The sequence below is a fragment of the Streptomyces sp. NBC_01017 genome, assembly GCF_045162795.1.
GTDB classification, from domain to species: domain Bacteria; phylum Actinomycetota; class Actinomycetes; order Streptomycetales; family Streptomycetaceae; genus Streptomyces; species Streptomyces machairae.
Genome location: NZ_CP108683.1, coordinates 7,929,729 through 7,946,503 on the forward strand (window position 1 = coordinate 7,929,729; position 16,775 = coordinate 7,946,503).

Consider the following 16,775-nt stretch of genomic DNA (forward strand, 5'->3'; position numbering starts at 1 on the left):
TCAGTCTCTCCCCCAGCCTCCGGCCGGGGGTGCCCCCATCTCGCTTCGCTCGCACACGAAGATCGCCGTGCCCGGGATCAGGTTCCCGCGCAGCGGCGACCAGCCGCCCCACTCCGAGGTGTTCCAGGCCGGCCACTCCGGCTCCACCAGGTCCACCAGCCGCAAGCCCGCCGCCACGACGTCCCGGACCCGGTCGCCGATCGTGCGGTGATGCTCGACGTAGACCGCGCGGCCCTCGTCGTCCTGCTCGACGTAAGGAGTGCGGTCGAAGTAAGAGGCCGAGACGGACAGACCCTCGGGGCCCGGCTCGTCGGGGAACGCCCAGCGGATGGGATGGGTCACGGAGAAGACGAGACGCCCTCCCGGCCGCAGCACCCGGCGCACCTCCTTCAGCACCAGCACCGGGTCGGCGACGAACGGCAGCGCGCCGTACGCCGAGCACACCAGGTCGAAGGAGGCGTCGGCGAAGGGAAGGGCGCCCGCGTCGGCGCACACCAGGGGGAACGCACCGCCGATGCGCAGCGCGTGCTGGAGCTGACGGTGGGAGATGTCCAGGGCGACCGGGCGGGCCCCCTGCGCGGTCAGCCAGCGCGAGCATTGAGCCGCGCCGGCGCCGATCTCCAGGACGTCCTTGCCCTTGAGGTCCTCCGGCGGGCCGAGCAGCTCGGCCTCCACCTCGTCCAGGCCCTCGGGACCCCAGACGAAACGATCGTCGCCGAGGAACGTGCCGTGCTCGGTCTGGTACTCGTCTGCGTTCCGGTCCCACCAGCCACGGTTGGCGTGCGAGCTCTCCGCAACGCCGGACTCACGGCGCGTGGCCTCCGGTTCGTACTCTTGGATGATCGGCTCCCTCGTCGTACTCTTCCGTCACCTGAACGGCGCGGGGCCCTCACGGTGGTGTCACGTGAGGGGTGCTCCAAGGCCTGCGTGGCCTCAGGAGACACGTTTTGTGCCGGGTATGCGGCGATCCGCCCCGGGTGGGCGGCTTCGCGCATTGACCCTGTCCGGCTGCCCCCGTATGCTACAAGTTGCGCTGCGGGCCTGCGCACCTCAGACGTAGCAGGCTGCGCTCGCATCTGTTGTATGTCCCCTCGGTTTTCGAGGCGCCATCACCCTTCCCTGGTGGGGCGCTTCCTTGGCTGTCCGGCTTCTTCAGAGCGATACGGGCTCCCGGCGTAGCAGTACCTACGACTCAATGTCCGTACCGGAGCCCTTTCCCACATGACGAGCAGCACCGAGACCACCGCCACCACCCCGCAGGTTGCGGTCAACGACATCGGTAACGAGGAAGCATTCCTCGCCGCGATCGACGAGACGATCAAGTACTTCAACGACGGCGACATCGTCGACGGCGTCATCGTGAAGGTCGACCGGGACGAGGTCCTGCTCGACATCGGTTACAAGACCGAAGGTGTCATCCCGAGCCGAGAGCTCTCGATCAAGCACGACGTCGACCCCAACGAGGTCGTCGCCGTCGGTGACGAGATCGAAGCCCTTGTTCTCCAGAAGGAGGACAAGGAAGGCCGCCTGATCCTCTCGAAGAAGCGCGCCCAGTACGAGCGCGCCTGGGGCACCATCGAGAAGATCAAGGAAGAGGACGGCATCGTTACCGGTACCGTCATCGAGGTCGTCAAGGGTGGTCTCATCCTCGACATCGGCCTCCGTGGCTTCCTCCCGGCCTCCCTGGTCGAGATGCGCCGCGTTCGCGACCTCCAGCCCTACGTGGGCAAGGAGCTCGAGGCCAAGATCATCGAGCTGGACAAGAACCGCAACAACGTGGTCCTGTCCCGCCGTGCCTGGCTGGAGCAGACCCAGTCCGAGGTCCGCCAGACGTTCCTCACCACCCTCCAGAAGGGTCAGGTCCGTTCCGGCGTCGTCTCCTCGATCGTCAACTTCGGTGCCTTCGTGGACCTGGGTGGCGTCGACGGTCTGGTCCACGTCTCCGAGCTCTCCTGGAAGCACATCGACCACCCCTCCGAGGTTGTCGAGGTCGGCCAGGAAGTCACCGTCGAGGTTCTCGACGTCGACATGGACCGCGAGCGTGTCTCCCTGTCGCTGAAGGCGACGCAGGAGGACCCGTGGCAGCAGTTCGCCCGGACCCACCAGATCGGTCAGGTCGTCCCGGGTAAGGTCACCAAGCTGGTTCCGTTCGGTGCGTTCGTCCGCGTGGACGAGGGCATCGAGGGTCTGGTCCACATCTCCGAGCTGGCCGAGCGCCACGTGGAGATCCCGGAGCAGGTCGTCCAGGTCAACGACGAGATCTTCGTCAAGGTCATCGACATCGACCTCGAGCGCCGCCGCATCAGCCTCTCGCTGAAGCAGGCCAACGAGTCCTTCGGTGCCGACCCGGCCTCGGTCGAGTTCGACCCGACCCTGTACGGCATGGCTGCCTCGTACGACGACCAGGGCAACTACATCTACCCCGAGGGCTTCGACCCCGAGACCAACGACTGGCTCGAGGGTTACGAGACCCAGCGCGAGGCTTGGGAGGGCCAGTACGCCGAGGCGCAGCAGCGCTTCGAGCAGCACCAGGCCCAGGTCATCAAGTCCCGCGAGGCGGACGCTGCGGCTGCCGCCGAGGGTGGCGACGCGGCGGGTGCGGCTCCGGCCGCGTCCGGTGGCGGTTCCTACTCCTCCGAGGGCCCGGACAACTCCGGCGCGCTTGCCTCGGACGAGGCGCTTGCCGCGCTGCGCGAGAAGCTGGCGGGCGGCCAGAGCTGAACGCTGGCTCGCTGACGCCTAGCAGTTGACTGAGGGGCCGTACCTTTCGAGGTGCGGCCCCTCAGTGCTGCGCGGAAGGCTCGTCCTTCGGCTGCCGGCCGGTGGGGGCTTGTCGCGCAGTTCCCCGCGCCCCTGGAAGGGCGTTGCCCAGCCCGGCAAGATCAATGAGCTCCTCCCTCGGGAATGCCCACGCCCGTACGGGTGTTGTGGGGTATGAACACGAGGAGGAGCGGTCACAGTGCTTGATCCGCAGGGTTTGTACGCATGGGAGCCGAAGGGCCTCGCCGTTGTCGACATGGCGCTTGCCCAGGAGTCGGCCGGCCTTGTCATGCTCTACCACTTCGACGGATACATCGACGCGGGTGAGACCGGCGACCAGATCGTCGACGGGCTTCTGGACTCGCTGCCCCACCAGGTCGTCGCCCGCTTCGACCACGACCGGCTGGTGGACTACCGCGCCCGTCGCCCGCTGCTGACGTTCAAGCGCGACCGCTGGGCCGAGTACGAGGATCCCGCGATCGAGGTGCGGCTGGTCCAGGACGCCACCGGCGCGCCGTTCCTGCTGCTGTCCGGGCCCGAGCCGGACGTGGAGTGGGAGCGCTTCGCCGCGGCCGTCAAGGAGATCGTGGAGCGCCTCGGGGTGCGTCTGTCGGTGAACTTCCACGGCATCCCGATGGGCGTCCCGCACACCCGCCCGGTCGGCGTCACCCCGCACGGCAACCGCGTCGACCTCGTCCCCGGCCACCGCAGCCCCTTCGACGAGGCGCAGGTGCCCGGCAGCGCCGAGTCCCTCGTCGAGTACCGGCTGATGGAGGCCGGGCACGACGTCCTGGGCGTCGCCGCGCACGTCCCGCACTACATCGCTCGCTCCCCGTACCCGGACGCGGCGCTCACCGTCCTGGAGACGGTCACCGCGGCGACCGGGCTGGTCCTGCCGGGCATCGCCCACTCCCTGCGCACGGACGCACACCGCACGCAGAACGAGATCGACCGGCAGATCCGCGAGGGCGACGAGGAGCTCACCAACCTCGTCGAGGGCCTGGAGCACCAGTACGACGCGGTCGCGGGCGCCGAGAGCCGCGGCAACATGCTCGCCGAGCCGGTGGACATCCCGTCGGCGGACGAGATCGGGCGGGAGTTCGAGCGGTTCCTGGCGGAACGGGAAGGCGACAACTGAGGGCCGCCGGAGACGGCGGTCGAGGGCGAAGTGCGGCCTGCCCGGCGCTTTGTCAGTGGCAGGCCCTAAGCTTCGGGTCATGCTGAAGGTGGGCCTGACCGGGGGCATCGGAGCCGGTAAGAGCGAGGTGTCGCGGCTGCTCGTGGAGCACGGGGCCGTGCTGATCGACGCGGACCGGATCGCGCGGGAGGTCGTCGCACCCGGCACCCCCGGCCTCGCCGCCGTCGTCGAGGCGTTCGGCGAGGACGTGCTCACCGACGACGGCAGCCTTGACCGGCCCAAGCTGGGCTCGATCGTCTTCGCCGACCCCGACCGGCTCGCCGTACTGAACTCGATCGTGCACCCCCTCGTAGGCGCCCGCTCCCGCGAGCTCGAAGAGGCCGCCACCGAGGACGCCGTCCTCGTCCACGACGTCCCGCTCCTCACGGAGAACGGCCTGGCACCGCTGTACGACGTGGTGGTCGTCGTCGACGCCGGCCCCGAGACCCAGCTCGACCGGCTCGTCCGGCTGCGCGGCATGGCCGAGGAGGACGCACGCGCGCGTATGGCCGCGCAGGCGACGCGTGACAAGCGCCTGGAGATCGCGGACATCGTCATCGACAACGACGTACCACTGGAAGAACTTCAGCGACGCGTGAAGGACGTCTGGGACGAGCTGGTGCGCAGATCCCACGGCGCCCAGGGGAGCCCTCGGTCCCGCTCGCCCCAGGAATAGCCCCGGCGCGATCGCGCGTTGAACCCTTCCAGCGAGGGAAGGACTTTGCCGTGCCCGAGACCAGCGGATCGCCCGGACGTACTCCGGAGACGCATGTCATCGACTTCCGCGCCGCCGAGCAGCTGCTCGCCGCGCGGGATCCGCGGGGCGCGGTGAAGCTGCTCGACGGAGTCATCGCCGCGCACCCGGAGAACACCGCCGCCCGGCTGCTGCGCGCGCGTGCCTTCTTCGCCGCCGCGCAACTGCGGCCCGCCGAGCTGGAGTTCACCATCGTCCTGGAGCGCGAGCCGGACAACGCGTTCGCGCACTTCGCGCTCGCCCGGACCTACGAGCGCCGGGGCCGGCCCGACGAGGCCAAGCGCCACTTCCGGCTGGCGGCCGCGCTCGACCCGAACCCGCAGTACCTCAAGGCGGCACGGTTCGAAGCGTGAGCGGCGCCTAGGGGTGGCGGTTCTCAGGCGGGCGATACGGGGGGATGTCGCGGCCCGGCTGGTAGTGCGGGCCCTGACGGATGTGTCTGAGGACCATGGCCATGTCGATGGTGATCACCAGCCACAGCGCCCCGCAGGCCGCCGCCCAGCCGGGGCGTCCCGCGAGCACGAACGCGACGGTACCGAAGATCGCCCACACCACGCCCCACACGCACAGCCAGAAACGGGCCCGCAGTGCACTGCGCGCTGTCCTCGGCTCACTGCCCGTACGCATCGGGATCACCACTCCTTACTGAAACGTACTCCTCGTATTCCCCGTACCGCTCGTACCGCTCGTACCGCTCGTACCGCTCGTACTCCTCGAAGGGGGCCTCGTGCTGCCGGACACCGATGAACTGGCCGAAAGCCTGCTCGACCTCGGAGTACCCCATGAGGACATCAACGACCTCGTGCGGATGGGCCCACGGGTGACGGACGACCCGGAGCTGCGGCACCACCTGGAGCGGTCCGTCGACGAGCTCGTCCGGGGGATCGGCCAGGTCGGCGGCGCGGTCGACCTGCCCGACCTCGACTGGGCCTCGGGACCCCTGCGGCGCTGCTTCCCGGTGTACGTGTTCGTCGCGGCGCTGCCGTCCACGCGCGCCTACCACCGGGAGCGCGGCATCCCCGCCGATGTCTCCCGGCGCACCCTCGCGGACATCGGGCGGAACATGGCCGTGCACCGCAGACGCCATGGCAGGACGGGGGTGCAGGCACCGTGGTGGCTCGTCCATCACTTCCGAGGCGAGCTGTACCAGCTGGGACGGCTGCAGTTCGAGCGGGCACGGCTCGGGCAGCGTGCGGGGACGAGACTCGCGGCGGCCGGGCTCGACGTGGGCCCCGACTCGGGCTGCCTCAACGTGCACATCCCCGACTTCTACGGCCCGCTGTCACCGGCCGCGGTCGACCGTTCCCTGGCACTGGCCCGGGAGTTCTTCGCCGTGCACTTTCCGCAGGAGCGGTACGAGGTGGCGACCTGCCACTCCTGGCTGCTGGACCCGCAGCTGCGGAAGTACCTGCCCGAGGACTCCAACATCGTGCGCTTCCAGGAGCGTTTCCGCGTCGCCCACGAGGACCGGGAGCAGGCCGACAGCGAGCCCGTCCAGTTCGTCTTCGGCGACCCGGAGTTGCCGGTCGAGAGCCTGCCGCGGCGCACGGCCGTGGAGCGGGCCGTCGGGGACCACCTGCGGGCGGGCGGTCACTGGTTTGTGGGGCACGGGTGGCTGCCGTTCGACGGGCGCGGGTGAAGTTTTTCGTACGGCGATGACGAATTGCCGTCCCACGGCGATGAGTTCCGGAGTCGGCCCCGGTCTACCTCTCCGACATCACCACGGAACGCTTCACCCAGGAGACCCTCATGCCCGAGACCACCGCCTCCGCCACGGCCCGCACCTCCGGCACCGTCATCGCCGAGTCCGCCACCCCGCGCGGTCGCCGTGCCCGCATCGCCCTGCGCGGCCTGCAGATTCTGCTCGCCCTCTTCTACGCGATCGCGAGCGCGCTGCCCAAGCTGATCGCGCACCCGTCGGCAGCCGAGGGCTTCGACGAGCTGGGCTGGGGCAGCGCGGGCATGTACACCATCGGTGCGCTCGAACTGGCCGGGGCCATAGCGCTGTTGATCCCGGTGCTGCAGTCGGTGGCGGCGATGGCGCTGAGCGCGCTGATGGTCGGCGCGTTCGTCGTCACGATCACCGCCTACGGCGGCGAGAACGCGGCGACACCGCTCATCCTCATCGTGCCCCTCGCCCTGATCGCCTGGGCACGGCGGAGCTCGAACGCGGATCTGCTGCGGCTGGTGCGACGACGCGCCTGACCGGTGCGCCCGTGCGCGCGTGCGCCTGCGCGAAACGACTTCGGTGGCGTCCGGACCGGGCCTTCCCGGCCTGCCGGACGCCACCGCTGTATGTCACCGTCCGCGCGGTCGTTCCGCGTCGCCGCCCATGAGTCCGCGGAGTCGTTCCAGCTCGCGGCGGTCCCGCTTGGTCGGGCGGCCCGTGCCGCGGTCGCGGATGCCGGCCGGGGCGACGGCCTCGCGCGGCGGGGGAGGGGGCGAGTTGTCGACGTAGCACTGGACCGCCACCGGTGCGCCGACCCGCTTGCGGATGAGCCGCTTGACGATGATGATCCGCTCCCGGTTCTCCTGGCGCAGGCGCACCTCGTCGCCGATGCGCAGGGCGTGGGAGGGCTTCACGTTCTGGCCGTTCACGCGCACGTGGCCGCCCTTGCAGGCGGTGGCGCCCATGGAGCGGGTCTTGACCAGGCGTACGGCCCAGATCCAGCTGTCGATCCGTACGGACTCGCCGCTCTGCGCACCGGCGGCCTCGGCCGCGGCCACGGCGGCGGCGACCTGCGGGTCCACGGCCGCCTGCGCGTCGGCCGTGGCCGGCTGCCCCTCGGCCGTGCTGCCGGCCTTCTCCTCGTCATCCTCGGAAGCCATGCCTCGACCTTAGTCCCGTCCCGGCCCTCGCAGTCCTCGCACGGCGTCCCGCATGGAGTCCCCCTGCGGGACCGCGACGGCCTTACGGTGGAGCTGTGGACGCACTGGCCGATCTCGACCGCAGAATCGCGGGCTGCCGGGCCTGCCCCCGGCTGGTCGACTGGCGTGAGGAAGTGGCCCGCACCAAGCGCGCCGCCTTCGCCGACCAGACGTACTGGGGCCGCCCAGTGCCCGGCTTCGGCCCGCCCGACGCGCGGCTGCTGATCATCGGGCTCGCCCCGGCCGCGCACGGGGGCAACCGCACCGGGCGGATGTTCACCGGGGACCGCTCCGGAGACGTGCTCTACCAGGCGCTGTACGACGTGGGCCTCGCCTCGCAGCCCACGTCCGTCGCCGTCGGGGACGGCCTGGAGCTGTACGGCGTGCGCGTCACGGCCCCGGTGCACTGCGCACCGCCCGCCAACAAACCCACGCCGGATGAGCGGGAGACCTGCCGGTCCTGGCTGGTGCAGGAGCTGAGGCTGCTGCGCCCGACCGTGCGGGCGGTCGTCGTACTGGGCGCCTTCGGCTGGCAGGCGACGCTGCCCGCACTGGTGGAGGCGGGGTGGAGCGTGCCCAGGCCGCGGCCGGCGTTCGCGCACGGGGCGCGGGTCCCGCTGGACGGCGCCGACGGCCGCGCCGGGCTCGACGTCTTCGGGTGCTTCCACGTCAGCCAGCGCAACACCTTCACCGGCAGGCTCACGCCCGAGATGCTGCGGGACGTGCTGCGTACGGCGGCGGAGGCGGCCGGCCTGAAATGAGGGGCGGGGGCGGTCGGGCCGTCGATACGGTGCCCGGATGACCCTCTACCCGGAGATCGAACCGTACGACCACGGCATGCTCGATGTCGGCGACGGCAACCACGTCTACTGGGAGACCTGCGGGAACCCGCACGGCAAGCCCGCGCTCGTGCTGCACGGCGGGCCGGGCTCCGGCTGCACCCCGTACTTCCGGCGGCTGTTCGATCCGGCCGCCTACCGGATCGTGCTGCTCGACCAGCGCGGGTGCGGGCGTTCGACGCCGCACGCGAGCGCGTACGAGACCGACATGAGCGTGAACACGACGGCTCATCTCATCGCCGACCTGGAGCTGCTGCGACGGCATCTCGGCATCGGGCGCTGGCTGGTGTGGGGTGTGTCGTGGGGGTCGGTGCTGGGGCTGCGGTATGCGCAGACGCGTCCGGGGGCCGTGTCCGAGCTGGTGCTGACCGGGGTCGCCACCGGGTCGAACCCCGAAGTGGCCCTGCTGACCAGGGGGTTGGGGCGGATCTTCCCGGCGGCGTTCGAGCGGTTCCTGGGTGAGCTGCCGCCCGGGGAGCGCGACGGCAACCTTGCCGCCGCGTACCACAGGCTGATCGAGTCGCCCGACCCCGGCGTGCGGGTGCGGGCGGCGCGGGCCTGGACGGACTGGGAGACGGCGTGCGTCCCCGCCCCGCCCCGGTCGTTCCCGAGGTACGAGGACGAGCGGTTCCGCATGGCTTTCGCCCGTACCGTCACGCACTACTTCGGCAACGACCACTTCCTGGGCGAGGGCAACGACGAGGGCGTCGTCCTGCGGGACGCCCCGCTGCTGAAGGGCATCCCCGGCACCCTGGTCCAGGGCAGCCTCGACTTCGGCAACCTGCTGGGGACCGTGTGGCGGCTCCATCGGGCCTGGCCCGGCAGCGAGCTGGTCGTCGTCGACGACGTGGGGCACGACGCGGGGGCGCCGACCGTGGCGGCGGCGCTGGTGGCGGCGACGGACAAGTACGCGGACCGATGACAGCCAAGTACGGCGGTCGCTAGGAGAGCTCCTCGGCCGCCGCCTCGCCGAAGAGCTGCCGTACCGTCGAGCGGTGGTTGGTGCGCACGTGGGTGAGTGCGTGCGCGCGGGCCCGGTTCGGGTCCCCTGAGGCGATCGCCTCGTACAACTCACGGTGCTCCACGAGGAGTTGGGGCCACTCCTCGTTCCGCCGGGTCATCCAGCGCAGGCGGCCGGCGACCGGTTCCAGTGCCTCGATCAGCAGGGTGTTGCCGGCCATGGCGACGATGCGGTCGTGCAGCCGGCTGTTGACGTCGGTGATCGCTTCCGCGTCACCCGCCGCGGTCGCGGCGGCAGCCTGGTCGAGGAGCCCTTCCACCTCGGCGAGGTCGTCCGGCGTCGCCCGTGACGCGGCGAGTCCGGCCGCGTACACCTCCAGGGCCTCGCGCAGTTCGAAGAGCTCCTTGACGTCGGCCGGGGTCAGCCGGCGTACGACCGTCCGGCGTGCCGACTCGAACTGGACGAAGCCTTCGGCGACCAAGGCCCGGATCGCCTCGCGGACCGGAACGCGCGAGACCCCGAGGCGCTCGGCCAGCTCCCGTTCGACGAGCCGGTCACCTGGCCGGAGGCGGCCGGCGATGATGTCCTGCCGCAGGGTCGCCAGGACGCGTTCCCGTACCGCACCCAGGGGTTCGGTCTTCGTCGAGGAGCTCATGGGGCCATCTTCGCCGACTCCGGGTGTGATTTACGGAGCGTTAACGGGAGCGACATCGGTCAGAACGGTTGACGGGAGGACCATGTCCGCAGTTTGGTATACCAAACACGCGCCTCGGTGCCCCCTTCACAAGGCGCCCCTCCATAAGCAGTCCTCCGTCCCCCGGCTCCTGGAGGCCCCGTGTCCCTCGCCGACCGTGCCGAAGTCACCGGCACACCAGCGTTCGTCCCCGATCCCCGGCTCACCAACGAAGACCTCGCGCCCGCGGGCAAGCGCAACTGGAAGGTCTTCGACCTCTTCGCCATGTGGATGTCCGACGTCCACAACCTCGGCAACTACACGTTCGCGGCCGGTCTGCTGGTCCTCGGCATGAACGTGTGGCAGGTCTTCACGTCCCTGCTCGTCGGCTTCGTGCTCATCTACATCGGCATGAACTGGATGGGCAGGATCGGCCAGCGGCACGGCGTCCCGTTCCCGGTCGTCAGCCGGATCAGCTTCGGGGTGTGGGGCGCGAACATCCCTGCGCTGATCAGGGCCGTGATCGCCATCATGTGGTACGGCATCCAGACCTATCTGGCCTCCGTCGCCGTCAACATCATGCTGCTGGCCGCGTGGCCGGGGCTGGAGTCCTGGACACACAGCTCCTTCCTGGGGCTGGACGCGCTCGGCTGGGTGTCGTTCCTCTCCCTGTGGCTGATCCAGGCGCTGATCATCAGCCGGGGCATGGAGTCGGTGCGCAAGTTCCAGGACTTCTGCGGCCCGGCGATCTGGATCGTGATGATCGCGCTGGCGGTGTGGATCCTCGCCAAGGCCGGCTGGACGATCTCGCTCACGACCACCCCGCACCCGGTGTCCGTCGGCGAGCAGTGGCGGCAGTGGTTCGGCGCGATCGGCCTGATCCTCGCCACGTACGGCACGCTGATGCTCAACTTCTGCGACTTCTCGCGCTTCGCGCCGGACTACCGGACGGTGCGGAAGGGCAACTTCTGGGGCCTGCCCATCAACTCCACCGCCTTCGTGGTCGTTTCGGTGATCGTCACGGCCGGTTCGCTGGAGGTGTTCGGCGAGGCCATCACGGATCCGGCGGAACTGGTGGCGAAGGTCGGCAACACCTGGGTCCTGGTGCTCGCCGCCCTGACGTTCGCCATCGCCACGATGGGCGTCAACATCGTCGCCAACTTCGTCTCACCGGCGTACGACCTGGCCAACGTCTGGCCGCAGAAGATCACCTTCAAGGTCGGCGGCATGATCAGCACGGTGGCGGCGCTCGTGGTGACGCCGTGGAATCTGTTCTCGAACCCGACGGTCGTCAACTACTTCCTCGGCGGCCTCGGCGCCTTCCTGGGGCCCCTGTTCGGTGTGATCATGGTCGACTACTACCTGGTCAAGCGGGGCCGGGTGGACGTGAACGAACTGTTCTCCGCCGCACCGGGCTCGCGCTACTACTACCGCAAGGGCGTCAACCCCAGGGCGCTGTGGGCCTTCCTGCCGGCGGCTGGGGTCGCGGCGGTGCTGGCGCTGGTGAAGACGTTCAGCGATGTGGCGCCGTACTCGTGGTTCATCGGGACGGCGATGGCGGCGGGGCTGTATCTGGTGCTGTGCCGCGATGAGCGCGCCGCAGGCGCCGATGAGCCGGCTGCCGGGTCCGTGGCGCGGGAGGTCTGAAGGACGTGCGGATCGTCGTCACCAACTGCAACACCACGCAGGAGATGACCGAGGAGATCGTACGAGGAGCCCGGGCCGCCGCAGGCCCGGGCACCACCGTGCTCGGGCTGACCCCCGGGTGGGGACCCGAGTCGGCCGAGGGCTGGCTCGACAGCTACCTCTCGGCGGCGGCGGTGATGGACGCGCTGCGGACGTACGACGGTCCCGCCTACGACGCGGTCGTCATGGCCGGCTTCGGGGAGCACGGCCGCGAAGGCGTCCGGGAGCTGGTGGACGTACCGGTCGTCGACATCACGGAGGCCGCCGCGCACCTGGCCTGTCTGATCGGGCGCCGGTACGGGGTGGTGACCACGCTGGAGCGCTCGTGCGGGCAGATCGAGGACAGCCTCGATACGGCCGGGGTGGGCCGCAACTGCGTCGCCGTCATCGGTACGGGGCTCGGAGTGCTGGACCTGGAGGACGCCGAACGCACCGAGTCCGCCTTCCTGGCGGCCGCCGAACGGGCGCGGGACGCGGGTGCGGAGGTGTTGGTGCTGGGCTGCGCCGGGATGACTGGGCTGCAGCGGGCCATGGGGGAGAAGCTGGGGGTTCCGGTGGTCGACGGGGTGGGTGCGGCCGTGAAACTCGCCGAATCGCTGGTGGGGTTGGGGCTGAGGACGAGCCGGGTCGGGGGGTATGCGCGGCCGTTGCCCAAGGGGCGGGTGTGGGGTCGGACGCGGGAGTGATCACCGGGAATCGGGTCGGCCGGGCTGCCAGACGTACCGCACGTCCGGCTCCTGCTCCTCGTTCCCGCTGCCGTCCGTGAACTCGACGGCGACGAAGCCGTGGCGCTCGTAGAACCGGTGGGCGGGCCTGTTGACCTGGAAGGTCCACAGGCTCAGCCCGTCCGGGCGGCGCCGCTTGGCGAGGTCGACGAGACGGTCGCCGATGCCGTGGCCGCGCCAGTCGGGATCCAGGTAGAGCTGGGAGAGTTGGTCCGCGTCGAGGACCATCAGGCCGACGATGCGGTCGGCGGCCTCGGCGACCCAGGTCTCCCTGAGCAGCACCACCACCTCCCGGAAGTACGTCCGCACGTCGTCGTCGGTGCGCGGCCGGACGACCGTCGGCAGCGCGGCGGCGAACGACCGCAGCCAGACGTCGGCCGCGGCACCGGCATCGGTGGGCCTGGCGCGGCGGAGCGCTACGGGCGTCATGGGCGCGGCGCCTCTTCCGGGACGGCGGCCGTGGCCGTGATCTCCACCAACTGCCCCGTGTATCCGAGGCAGGCGACGCCGAGCAGCGTCGACGAGTGCGGTCCGACGCTCAGCCCTGACGCCTCGACGACCTCCCAGACGGCGGACAGCACCGCCGGCTCACCGCTCACCACGTACACGTCGGTCGCCAGGACGTGCGCCAAGTCGCTGCCGATCGCCTCCAGTTGTACTTCGAGGTTGGCGATCACCTGCTCGGCCTGCCGCACCGCATCTCCTTCACCGACGAGGTTCCCGTCGCGGTCGAGGGGCACGGAACCGGCGAGGAAGGCGAGCCTCGTGCCGGCTTCGACGACGGAGGCATGGGAGTAGGTGGGGGGCGGGAAGAGGGCGGGGGAGGTGACGCGTCGGATCATGGGGGCTCCTGGGCGGTGCAGCGCAGTCGGCGGTCGATCCGCCGATCATGCGCGCCCGCACCCCTCCTCGCATCCGAATATCCCAGCGTCGGTCGCACCGTCACTTCACGGAGCGAGCGGCTTCCAGGTCCGGCCGCCGTCGTAGGAGACGTTCACGGTCAGCGCGGCGACCTGCCCGGCCGCGGCGGCGGCGCCGCTCAGCTTCAGCGGCACCGTGAGCGTGCCGCATGCCGGAGCCGTCCCCTCAAGGCTCAGCTTCGGCGCGAGCCGCACCGTCGACAGCGGCAGCCTGGCCGTGCCGTCCGACCCCGGCCGGGCCGAGGTGAATGTCCACATCCCTGCCACCTTCGGCACGAGGGGCGGGGACGGTTCTCCGGGGAGAGCGAGGGAACTCCCGACTACCGCGCCACGCGGTAGCGGAGGTAGACGACTTTGGAGTTGAAGGTGCGGGTCTCGACGAGTTCCAGATCCACCCGGCGCTCGTGCTGGGCAAAGAACGGAATGCCGCCGCCGAGCAGCACCGGGTAGACCCTGGCCCGGTACTCGTCGATCAGATCGGACGCGGCCGCCTCGGCGGCGAGCGTCGCGCCGCCGATCGCGATGTCGCCCTCCCCGGGCTCGGCCCGCAACCGCTCGATCTCCTCCGCCAGACTGCCGGAGGCCAGACGGGCATTGCCCTGCACCGCCGACAGCGTGGTGGAGAACACCACCTTCGGGAGCGCCTTCCAGAGCGCGGCAAAATCGAGCGTGGAGAAGGCGAGCGCTGGATGCTGGTCGGCGGTCTCCCAGTACAGCATCGTCTCGTACAGCCGGCGGCCCATCAGATGGACGCCGACCCCACGGATCTCGTCGACGGCGAGACGAAAGACGTCCTCGCTGGGGTCCCCCCAGTCGAAGTCGCCGTCCGGCCCCACGATGTAGCCGTCGAGTGAGACGCCCATCGAATAGGTCACGCTGCGCATCAGAGTCCTCCTCGGTGACGGGTTCGACAGTACGACCGCCGGACTCCGCAGGACCCCTCGCCGCTCGGTGCGCCCGCCCGTAGTTGCGTTCATAAAGAACGTGGCGTTTCCACGCATCGTCACATCGTCGAAACGTCGGCGTCCCATAGCCTCCAAGGGCTCGCCCTACCGTGGACACCACAGCCCAGCCCGAGCCCGGCCACCGTCGCCCGAAGGCACACCCCCGCCCTCGCCCCGACAGGAGCCCTGTGTCCCGCCCCGCACGTCCGGCCCTCGCTCTCCCGCCCTGGCTCGCCCACACCCTGCGCGCCCAGCGCGGCCCGGTCCCCTGGAGTGCCGTGGTCCGGGGAGCCCTGGCCGCCGGGCCGCTCCTCCTCGCCGCCGTGCTCGCCGGCCGGCCCTCTCTCGGGGTCGTGGCCGCCATCGCCGCCATGCTCGCCGGGATCAACGACCGTCCCGGCAGCCGTCGTGTCTCCGTCCACCGGCTCGGGGTGCCCGCGCTGGCGGGGGCGGTCGGGCTCCTCGCCGGAACGATGGCCGGGGACCGCCTAGGGGCCGTTCCGCTCACCCTCCTCCTCACCGGGCTCGGGCTCTTCGCGGGAGGGATCAGCGCCGTCGGGCCCGTTGCCTCCGCCGCCGGTACGCAGCTGCTCGTCGCCTCCGCCATCGGGGCGGGGATGCCGTTGCCGGAGAGCGGGTGGCTGCGGGCGCTCGCCTATCTCGGCGGTGCCGCCTGGCTGCTCGGGCTGCGGCTGGCCCTCCCCACGCCCGGCTCCCTCGTCGGTGACTTCCGGTTCGACGGCGAGCGTGACGCCGTAGCCGACGTGTACGACGCCGTCGCGGACCTCCTCGACGCCGTCGGCACCCGGCACGCCACCGCCCGCCGGGTCGCGCTCACCGCCGCCCTGGACCATGCGCAGGACGCCCTCACCGGGCCCCGGCTGCGGCGGTACGCCTCCTCGTCCACCGAGCGGCGGCTGCACGCGCAGTACGCGGCCGCACTGCCCCTCGCCGAGGCCGCCACCGCGCTCGCCTGGGCCGGGGAAGCCGTGCCCGCGCGGGCCTCCGAAGGCCCCCGGCGCCTCGCCGCCGCCGTACGCGGCAACACCCACACCGGACCCCTCCCGGCGCCCTCCCGCTCCGCGCCCGCCCTGCGCGCCCTGGACGATGCCCTGCTGCACGCCGCCGAGGCCTTCGACCGGGGCCGGGGCAACCGCGACCTGCACACCCGGCGCCGTACCGCCGCGGACCTCGCCCGATCCGTGTTCGGGGCCGGCGGACGGGAGTACGGCCTGCGCGTCGCCCTGTGCTTCGGAGCCAGCGCCGCCGTCGCCCAGGCGCTGCACCACACCCAGTGGTACGGGCAGCACGAGCACTGGTACTGGCTCCCCGCCACCGCCGTCTTCCTCGTCAAGCCAGACCTCGGACCGCTCGCGTCCCGGGTGCTGTGCCGCGCCGCCGGCACCGTGCTGGGAGCCCTGCTCTTCGCCGGGTTCGCGGCCGTACTGCCCCGGCCGGACGGGCTCATCGCGCTCGTGGCTCTCAGCGGTGCCCTGATTCCCGTGGCCACCCGGCACTTCGCCGCCCAGACCGCCGTCGTGACCGTTCTCGTGCTCGCCCTGGTCATGGTCGGCGGCGAGCCGCAGGCCTCCGTGAGCAGGATCGGCGAGACGCTGCTGGCCTGCACGATCGTGCTGGTCGTGGGGCACCTGCCGATGCCGGGGCAGCGGGGCGGGGGCGTACGGTCCCGACTCGCGACGGCCGACCGGGCGGCACATGCCTACCTCGCGCACGTGCTGCGGGAGTCCGAGGCCACCTCTGCTCGGCGCGAGGCCGACGCCCCCCGCATGCCGTACGAGCCCGACCCGACCCGCACCGACTCCCGCGCCGTCCGCTGGACCCTGCGCCGCGAGGCCTACCGTGCGCTCGCCGAGGCCCGTACCGCCCATGCCCTCGCCGCCGCCGAACTTCCCGCGCTCGCCCGGCACACGGAGGGCGCGGACGAGGTCGTCGCCACCCTCGAACAGCTCGTCGACGCGACCACCGCCTGCGCCGTGCACCTCGACGACTCGGGCCGGCTCACGCCCTGGCACACCGACCGGCTCACCGAGTTGCTGGAGGAACTCGGTGAGAAGCGCGACCGGGCCGGGCTGCACGGGCCACGGGGTCCCGCGACCACCGACGTACCTCTCGCCGGGTGATGTCCGTCAGCCCCGTGCCCGCACGCACACCAACCTGCTGCCCGCCCAGGTCACCCCCACCCGCACCTCCGCCACGAACCCCCGCGACGCCACGGCCGCCGTCACCTTCCCGGCGATCTCCTCGGCCCGGCGCCGGCCGGCGTCTCGGCGCGGCCAACTCCCGGTCGGGGGAGCGCACCCAGAACAGGTTCACGTCGACGGCGAGTACCTGACCAGGGCCACCGCGACTCCCCGGCCGCAGCCGATCTCCAGTACTCGGTCGCCGGGCGCGAGGTCAAGGTTCTCCACCGCCCAGGTCAGTCGCTCCGGGACCGGCCTGAGTGGCAC

The 16,775-nt window shown here is 71.2% G+C and carries 21 protein-coding genes; 11 read left to right on the forward strand and 10 right to left on the reverse strand.

Annotation, left to right across the window (positions count from 1 at the left end):
• On the reverse strand, positions 1-843 hold the full coding sequence (locus tag OG331_RS36350; protein WP_363034730.1) for a class I SAM-dependent methyltransferase: 843 nt from the start codon (positions 841-843) through the stop codon (positions 1-3).
• Between the two features lie 378 nt (positions 844-1,221).
• Between OG331_RS36350 and rpsA the strand changes: the two genes are divergently transcribed.
• The 4 genes from rpsA (at position 1,222) to OG331_RS36370 (ending at position 5,044) form a co-directional block, all read left to right on the forward strand.
• Positions 1,222-2,721: a 30S ribosomal protein S1 gene (gene rpsA / locus OG331_RS36355; protein WP_369270373.1), complete on the forward strand. Its 1,500-nt coding sequence runs from the start codon at positions 1,222-1,224 to the stop codon at positions 2,719-2,721.
• A gap of 238 nt (positions 2,722-2,959) precedes the next feature.
• Positions 2,960-3,898, forward strand: coding sequence for a PAC2 family protein (locus tag OG331_RS36360; protein WP_406204396.1), 939 nt, complete (start codon positions 2,960-2,962; stop codon positions 3,896-3,898).
• Between the two features lie 79 nt (positions 3,899-3,977).
• On the forward strand, positions 3,978-4,613 hold the full coding sequence (gene coaE / locus OG331_RS36365) for a dephospho-CoA kinase (protein WP_406204399.1): 636 nt from the start codon (positions 3,978-3,980) through the stop codon (positions 4,611-4,613).
• 50 nt (positions 4,614-4,663) lie between these two features.
• The gene (locus OG331_RS36370) at positions 4,664-5,044 is read left to right on the forward strand and encodes a tetratricopeptide repeat protein (protein WP_406204402.1); all 381 of its coding nucleotides are present in this window, start codon (positions 4,664-4,666) and stop codon (positions 5,042-5,044) included.
• A 7-nt stretch (positions 5,045-5,051) separates the two neighbouring features.
• On the opposite strand, the gene OG331_RS36375 is transcribed toward OG331_RS36370, so the two are convergent.
• Together OG331_RS36375 and OG331_RS36380 are read right to left on the reverse strand one after the other, a co-directional pair.
• Positions 5,052-5,318 (reverse strand): DUF6343 family protein, encoded by a 267-nt coding sequence (locus OG331_RS36375; protein WP_406204404.1) that lies wholly within the window; start codon positions 5,316-5,318, stop codon positions 5,052-5,054.
• Positions 5,302-5,475 carry a hypothetical protein gene (locus OG331_RS36380; protein WP_406210933.1) on the reverse strand — a complete coding sequence of 58 codons (174 nt, stop codon included), beginning with the start codon at positions 5,473-5,475 and terminating at the stop codon, positions 5,302-5,304. Before OG331_RS36380 ends, OG331_RS36375 begins: the two co-directional genes overlap by 17 nt.
• Between OG331_RS36380 and OG331_RS36385 the strand changes: the two genes are divergently transcribed.
• Both OG331_RS36385 and OG331_RS36390 read left to right on the forward strand, forming a co-directional pair.
• Complete coding sequence (locus OG331_RS36385; protein ID WP_406204407.1) at positions 5,419-6,330, forward strand: acyltransferase domain-containing protein; 912 nt, start codon at positions 5,419-5,421, stop codon at positions 6,328-6,330. The genes OG331_RS36380 and OG331_RS36385 overlap by 57 nt on opposite strands.
• Before the next feature lie 110 nt (positions 6,331-6,440).
• Complete coding sequence (locus OG331_RS36390; protein WP_406204410.1) at positions 6,441-6,896, forward strand: DoxX family protein; 456 nt, start codon at positions 6,441-6,443, stop codon at positions 6,894-6,896.
• 93 nt (positions 6,897-6,989) lie between these two features.
• Here OG331_RS36390 and OG331_RS36395 read toward each other — a convergent pair whose 3' ends face one another.
• Positions 6,990-7,520: an RNA-binding S4 domain-containing protein gene (locus tag OG331_RS36395; RefSeq protein ID WP_406204413.1), complete on the reverse strand. Its 531-nt coding sequence runs from the start codon at positions 7,518-7,520 to the stop codon at positions 6,990-6,992.
• Positions 7,521-7,615: 95 nt separating this feature from the next.
• On the opposite strand from OG331_RS36395, the gene OG331_RS36400 reads away from it, so the two are divergent.
• Positions 7,616-8,320, forward strand: coding sequence for a uracil-DNA glycosylase (locus OG331_RS36400; RefSeq protein ID WP_406204416.1), 705 nt, complete (start codon positions 7,616-7,618; stop codon positions 8,318-8,320).
• A gap of 37 nt (positions 8,321-8,357) precedes the next feature.
• On the forward strand, positions 8,358-9,320 hold the full coding sequence (pip, locus tag OG331_RS36405; RefSeq protein ID WP_406204418.1) for a prolyl aminopeptidase: 963 nt from the start codon (positions 8,358-8,360) through the stop codon (positions 9,318-9,320).
• 19 nt (positions 9,321-9,339) lie between these two features.
• Here pip and OG331_RS36410 read toward each other — a convergent pair whose 3' ends face one another.
• Positions 9,340-10,014 (reverse strand): GntR family transcriptional regulator, encoded by a 675-nt coding sequence (locus tag OG331_RS36410; RefSeq protein WP_406204421.1) that lies wholly within the window; start codon positions 10,012-10,014, stop codon positions 9,340-9,342.
• 180 nt (positions 10,015-10,194) lie between these two features.
• Between OG331_RS36410 and OG331_RS36415 the strand changes: the two genes are divergently transcribed.
• Both OG331_RS36415 and OG331_RS36420 read left to right on the forward strand, forming a co-directional pair.
• On the forward strand, positions 10,195-11,679 hold the full coding sequence (locus OG331_RS36415) for an NCS1 family nucleobase:cation symporter-1 (RefSeq protein WP_406204423.1): 1,485 nt from the start codon (positions 10,195-10,197) through the stop codon (positions 11,677-11,679).
• A 5-nt stretch (positions 11,680-11,684) separates the two neighbouring features.
• On the forward strand, positions 11,685-12,404 hold the full coding sequence (locus OG331_RS36420) for an aspartate/glutamate racemase family protein (RefSeq protein WP_406204426.1): 720 nt from the start codon (positions 11,685-11,687) through the stop codon (positions 12,402-12,404).
• Here the strand turns inward: OG331_RS36420 and OG331_RS36425 are convergent, their stop codons facing one another.
• From OG331_RS36425 to OG331_RS36440, 4 genes are all read right to left on the reverse strand, one after another.
• Positions 12,405-12,872: a GNAT family N-acetyltransferase gene (locus OG331_RS36425; RefSeq protein WP_406204429.1), complete on the reverse strand. Its 468-nt coding sequence runs from the start codon at positions 12,870-12,872 to the stop codon at positions 12,405-12,407.
• A complete protein-coding gene (locus OG331_RS36430; RefSeq protein ID WP_406204432.1) occupies positions 12,869-13,285 on the reverse strand; it encodes a RidA family protein in 417 nt (138 codons plus the stop codon). Before OG331_RS36430 ends, OG331_RS36425 begins: the two co-directional genes overlap by 4 nt.
• 105 nt (positions 13,286-13,390) lie before the next feature.
• The gene (locus OG331_RS36435; RefSeq protein WP_406204435.1) at positions 13,391-13,621 is read right to left on the reverse strand and encodes a hypothetical protein; all 231 of its coding nucleotides are present in this window, start codon (positions 13,619-13,621) and stop codon (positions 13,391-13,393) included.
• A 62-nt stretch (positions 13,622-13,683) separates the two neighbouring features.
• Positions 13,684-14,247, reverse strand: coding sequence for a dihydrofolate reductase family protein (locus OG331_RS36440; RefSeq protein ID WP_406204438.1), 564 nt, complete (start codon positions 14,245-14,247; stop codon positions 13,684-13,686).
• A 248-nt stretch (positions 14,248-14,495) separates the two neighbouring features.
• Between OG331_RS36440 and OG331_RS36445 the strand changes: the two genes are divergently transcribed.
• Complete coding sequence (locus OG331_RS36445) at positions 14,496-16,448, forward strand: FUSC family protein (RefSeq protein WP_406204441.1); 1,953 nt, start codon at positions 14,496-14,498, stop codon at positions 16,446-16,448.
• A 189-nt stretch (positions 16,449-16,637) separates the two neighbouring features.
• Here the strand turns inward: OG331_RS36445 and OG331_RS36450 are convergent, their stop codons facing one another.
• Positions 16,638-16,775 (reverse strand): hypothetical protein, encoded by a 138-nt coding sequence (locus OG331_RS36450; RefSeq protein ID WP_406204444.1) that lies wholly within the window; start codon positions 16,773-16,775, stop codon positions 16,638-16,640.

Coding starts and splice junctions, on each gene's coding strand:
- rpsA (WP_369270373.1), top strand. CDS start 1,222: ATGACGAGCAGCACCGAGACCACCGCCACCACCCCGCAGGTTGCGGTC.
- coaE (WP_406204399.1), top strand. CDS start 3,978: ATGCTGAAGGTGGGCCTGACCGGGGGCATCGGAGCCGGTAAGAGCGAG.
- OG331_RS36375 (WP_406204404.1), bottom strand. CDS start 5,318: ATGCGTACGGGCAGTGAGCCGAGGACAGCGCGCAGTGCACTGCGGGCC.
- OG331_RS36380 (WP_406210933.1), bottom strand. CDS start 5,475: ATGGGGTACTCCGAGGTCGAGCAGGCTTTCGGCCAGTTCATCGGTGTC.
- OG331_RS36390 (WP_406204410.1), top strand. CDS start 6,441: ATGCCCGAGACCACCGCCTCCGCCACGGCCCGCACCTCCGGCACCGTC.
- OG331_RS36395 (WP_406204413.1), bottom strand. CDS start 7,520: ATGGCTTCCGAGGATGACGAGGAGAAGGCCGGCAGCACGGCCGAGGGG.
- pip (WP_406204418.1), top strand. CDS start 8,358: ATGACCCTCTACCCGGAGATCGAACCGTACGACCACGGCATGCTCGAT.
- OG331_RS36410 (WP_406204421.1), bottom strand. CDS start 10,014: ATGAGCTCCTCGACGAAGACCGAACCCCTGGGTGCGGTACGGGAACGC.
- OG331_RS36425 (WP_406204429.1), bottom strand. CDS start 12,872: ATGACGCCCGTAGCGCTCCGCCGCGCCAGGCCCACCGATGCCGGTGCC.
- OG331_RS36430 (WP_406204432.1), bottom strand. CDS start 13,285: ATGATCCGACGCGTCACCTCCCCCGCCCTCTTCCCGCCCCCCACCTAC.
- OG331_RS36435 (WP_406204435.1), bottom strand. CDS start 13,621: ATGTGGACATTCACCTCGGCCCGGCCGGGGTCGGACGGCACGGCCAGG.
- OG331_RS36440 (WP_406204438.1), bottom strand. CDS start 14,247: ATGCGCAGCGTGACCTATTCGATGGGCGTCTCACTCGACGGCTACATC.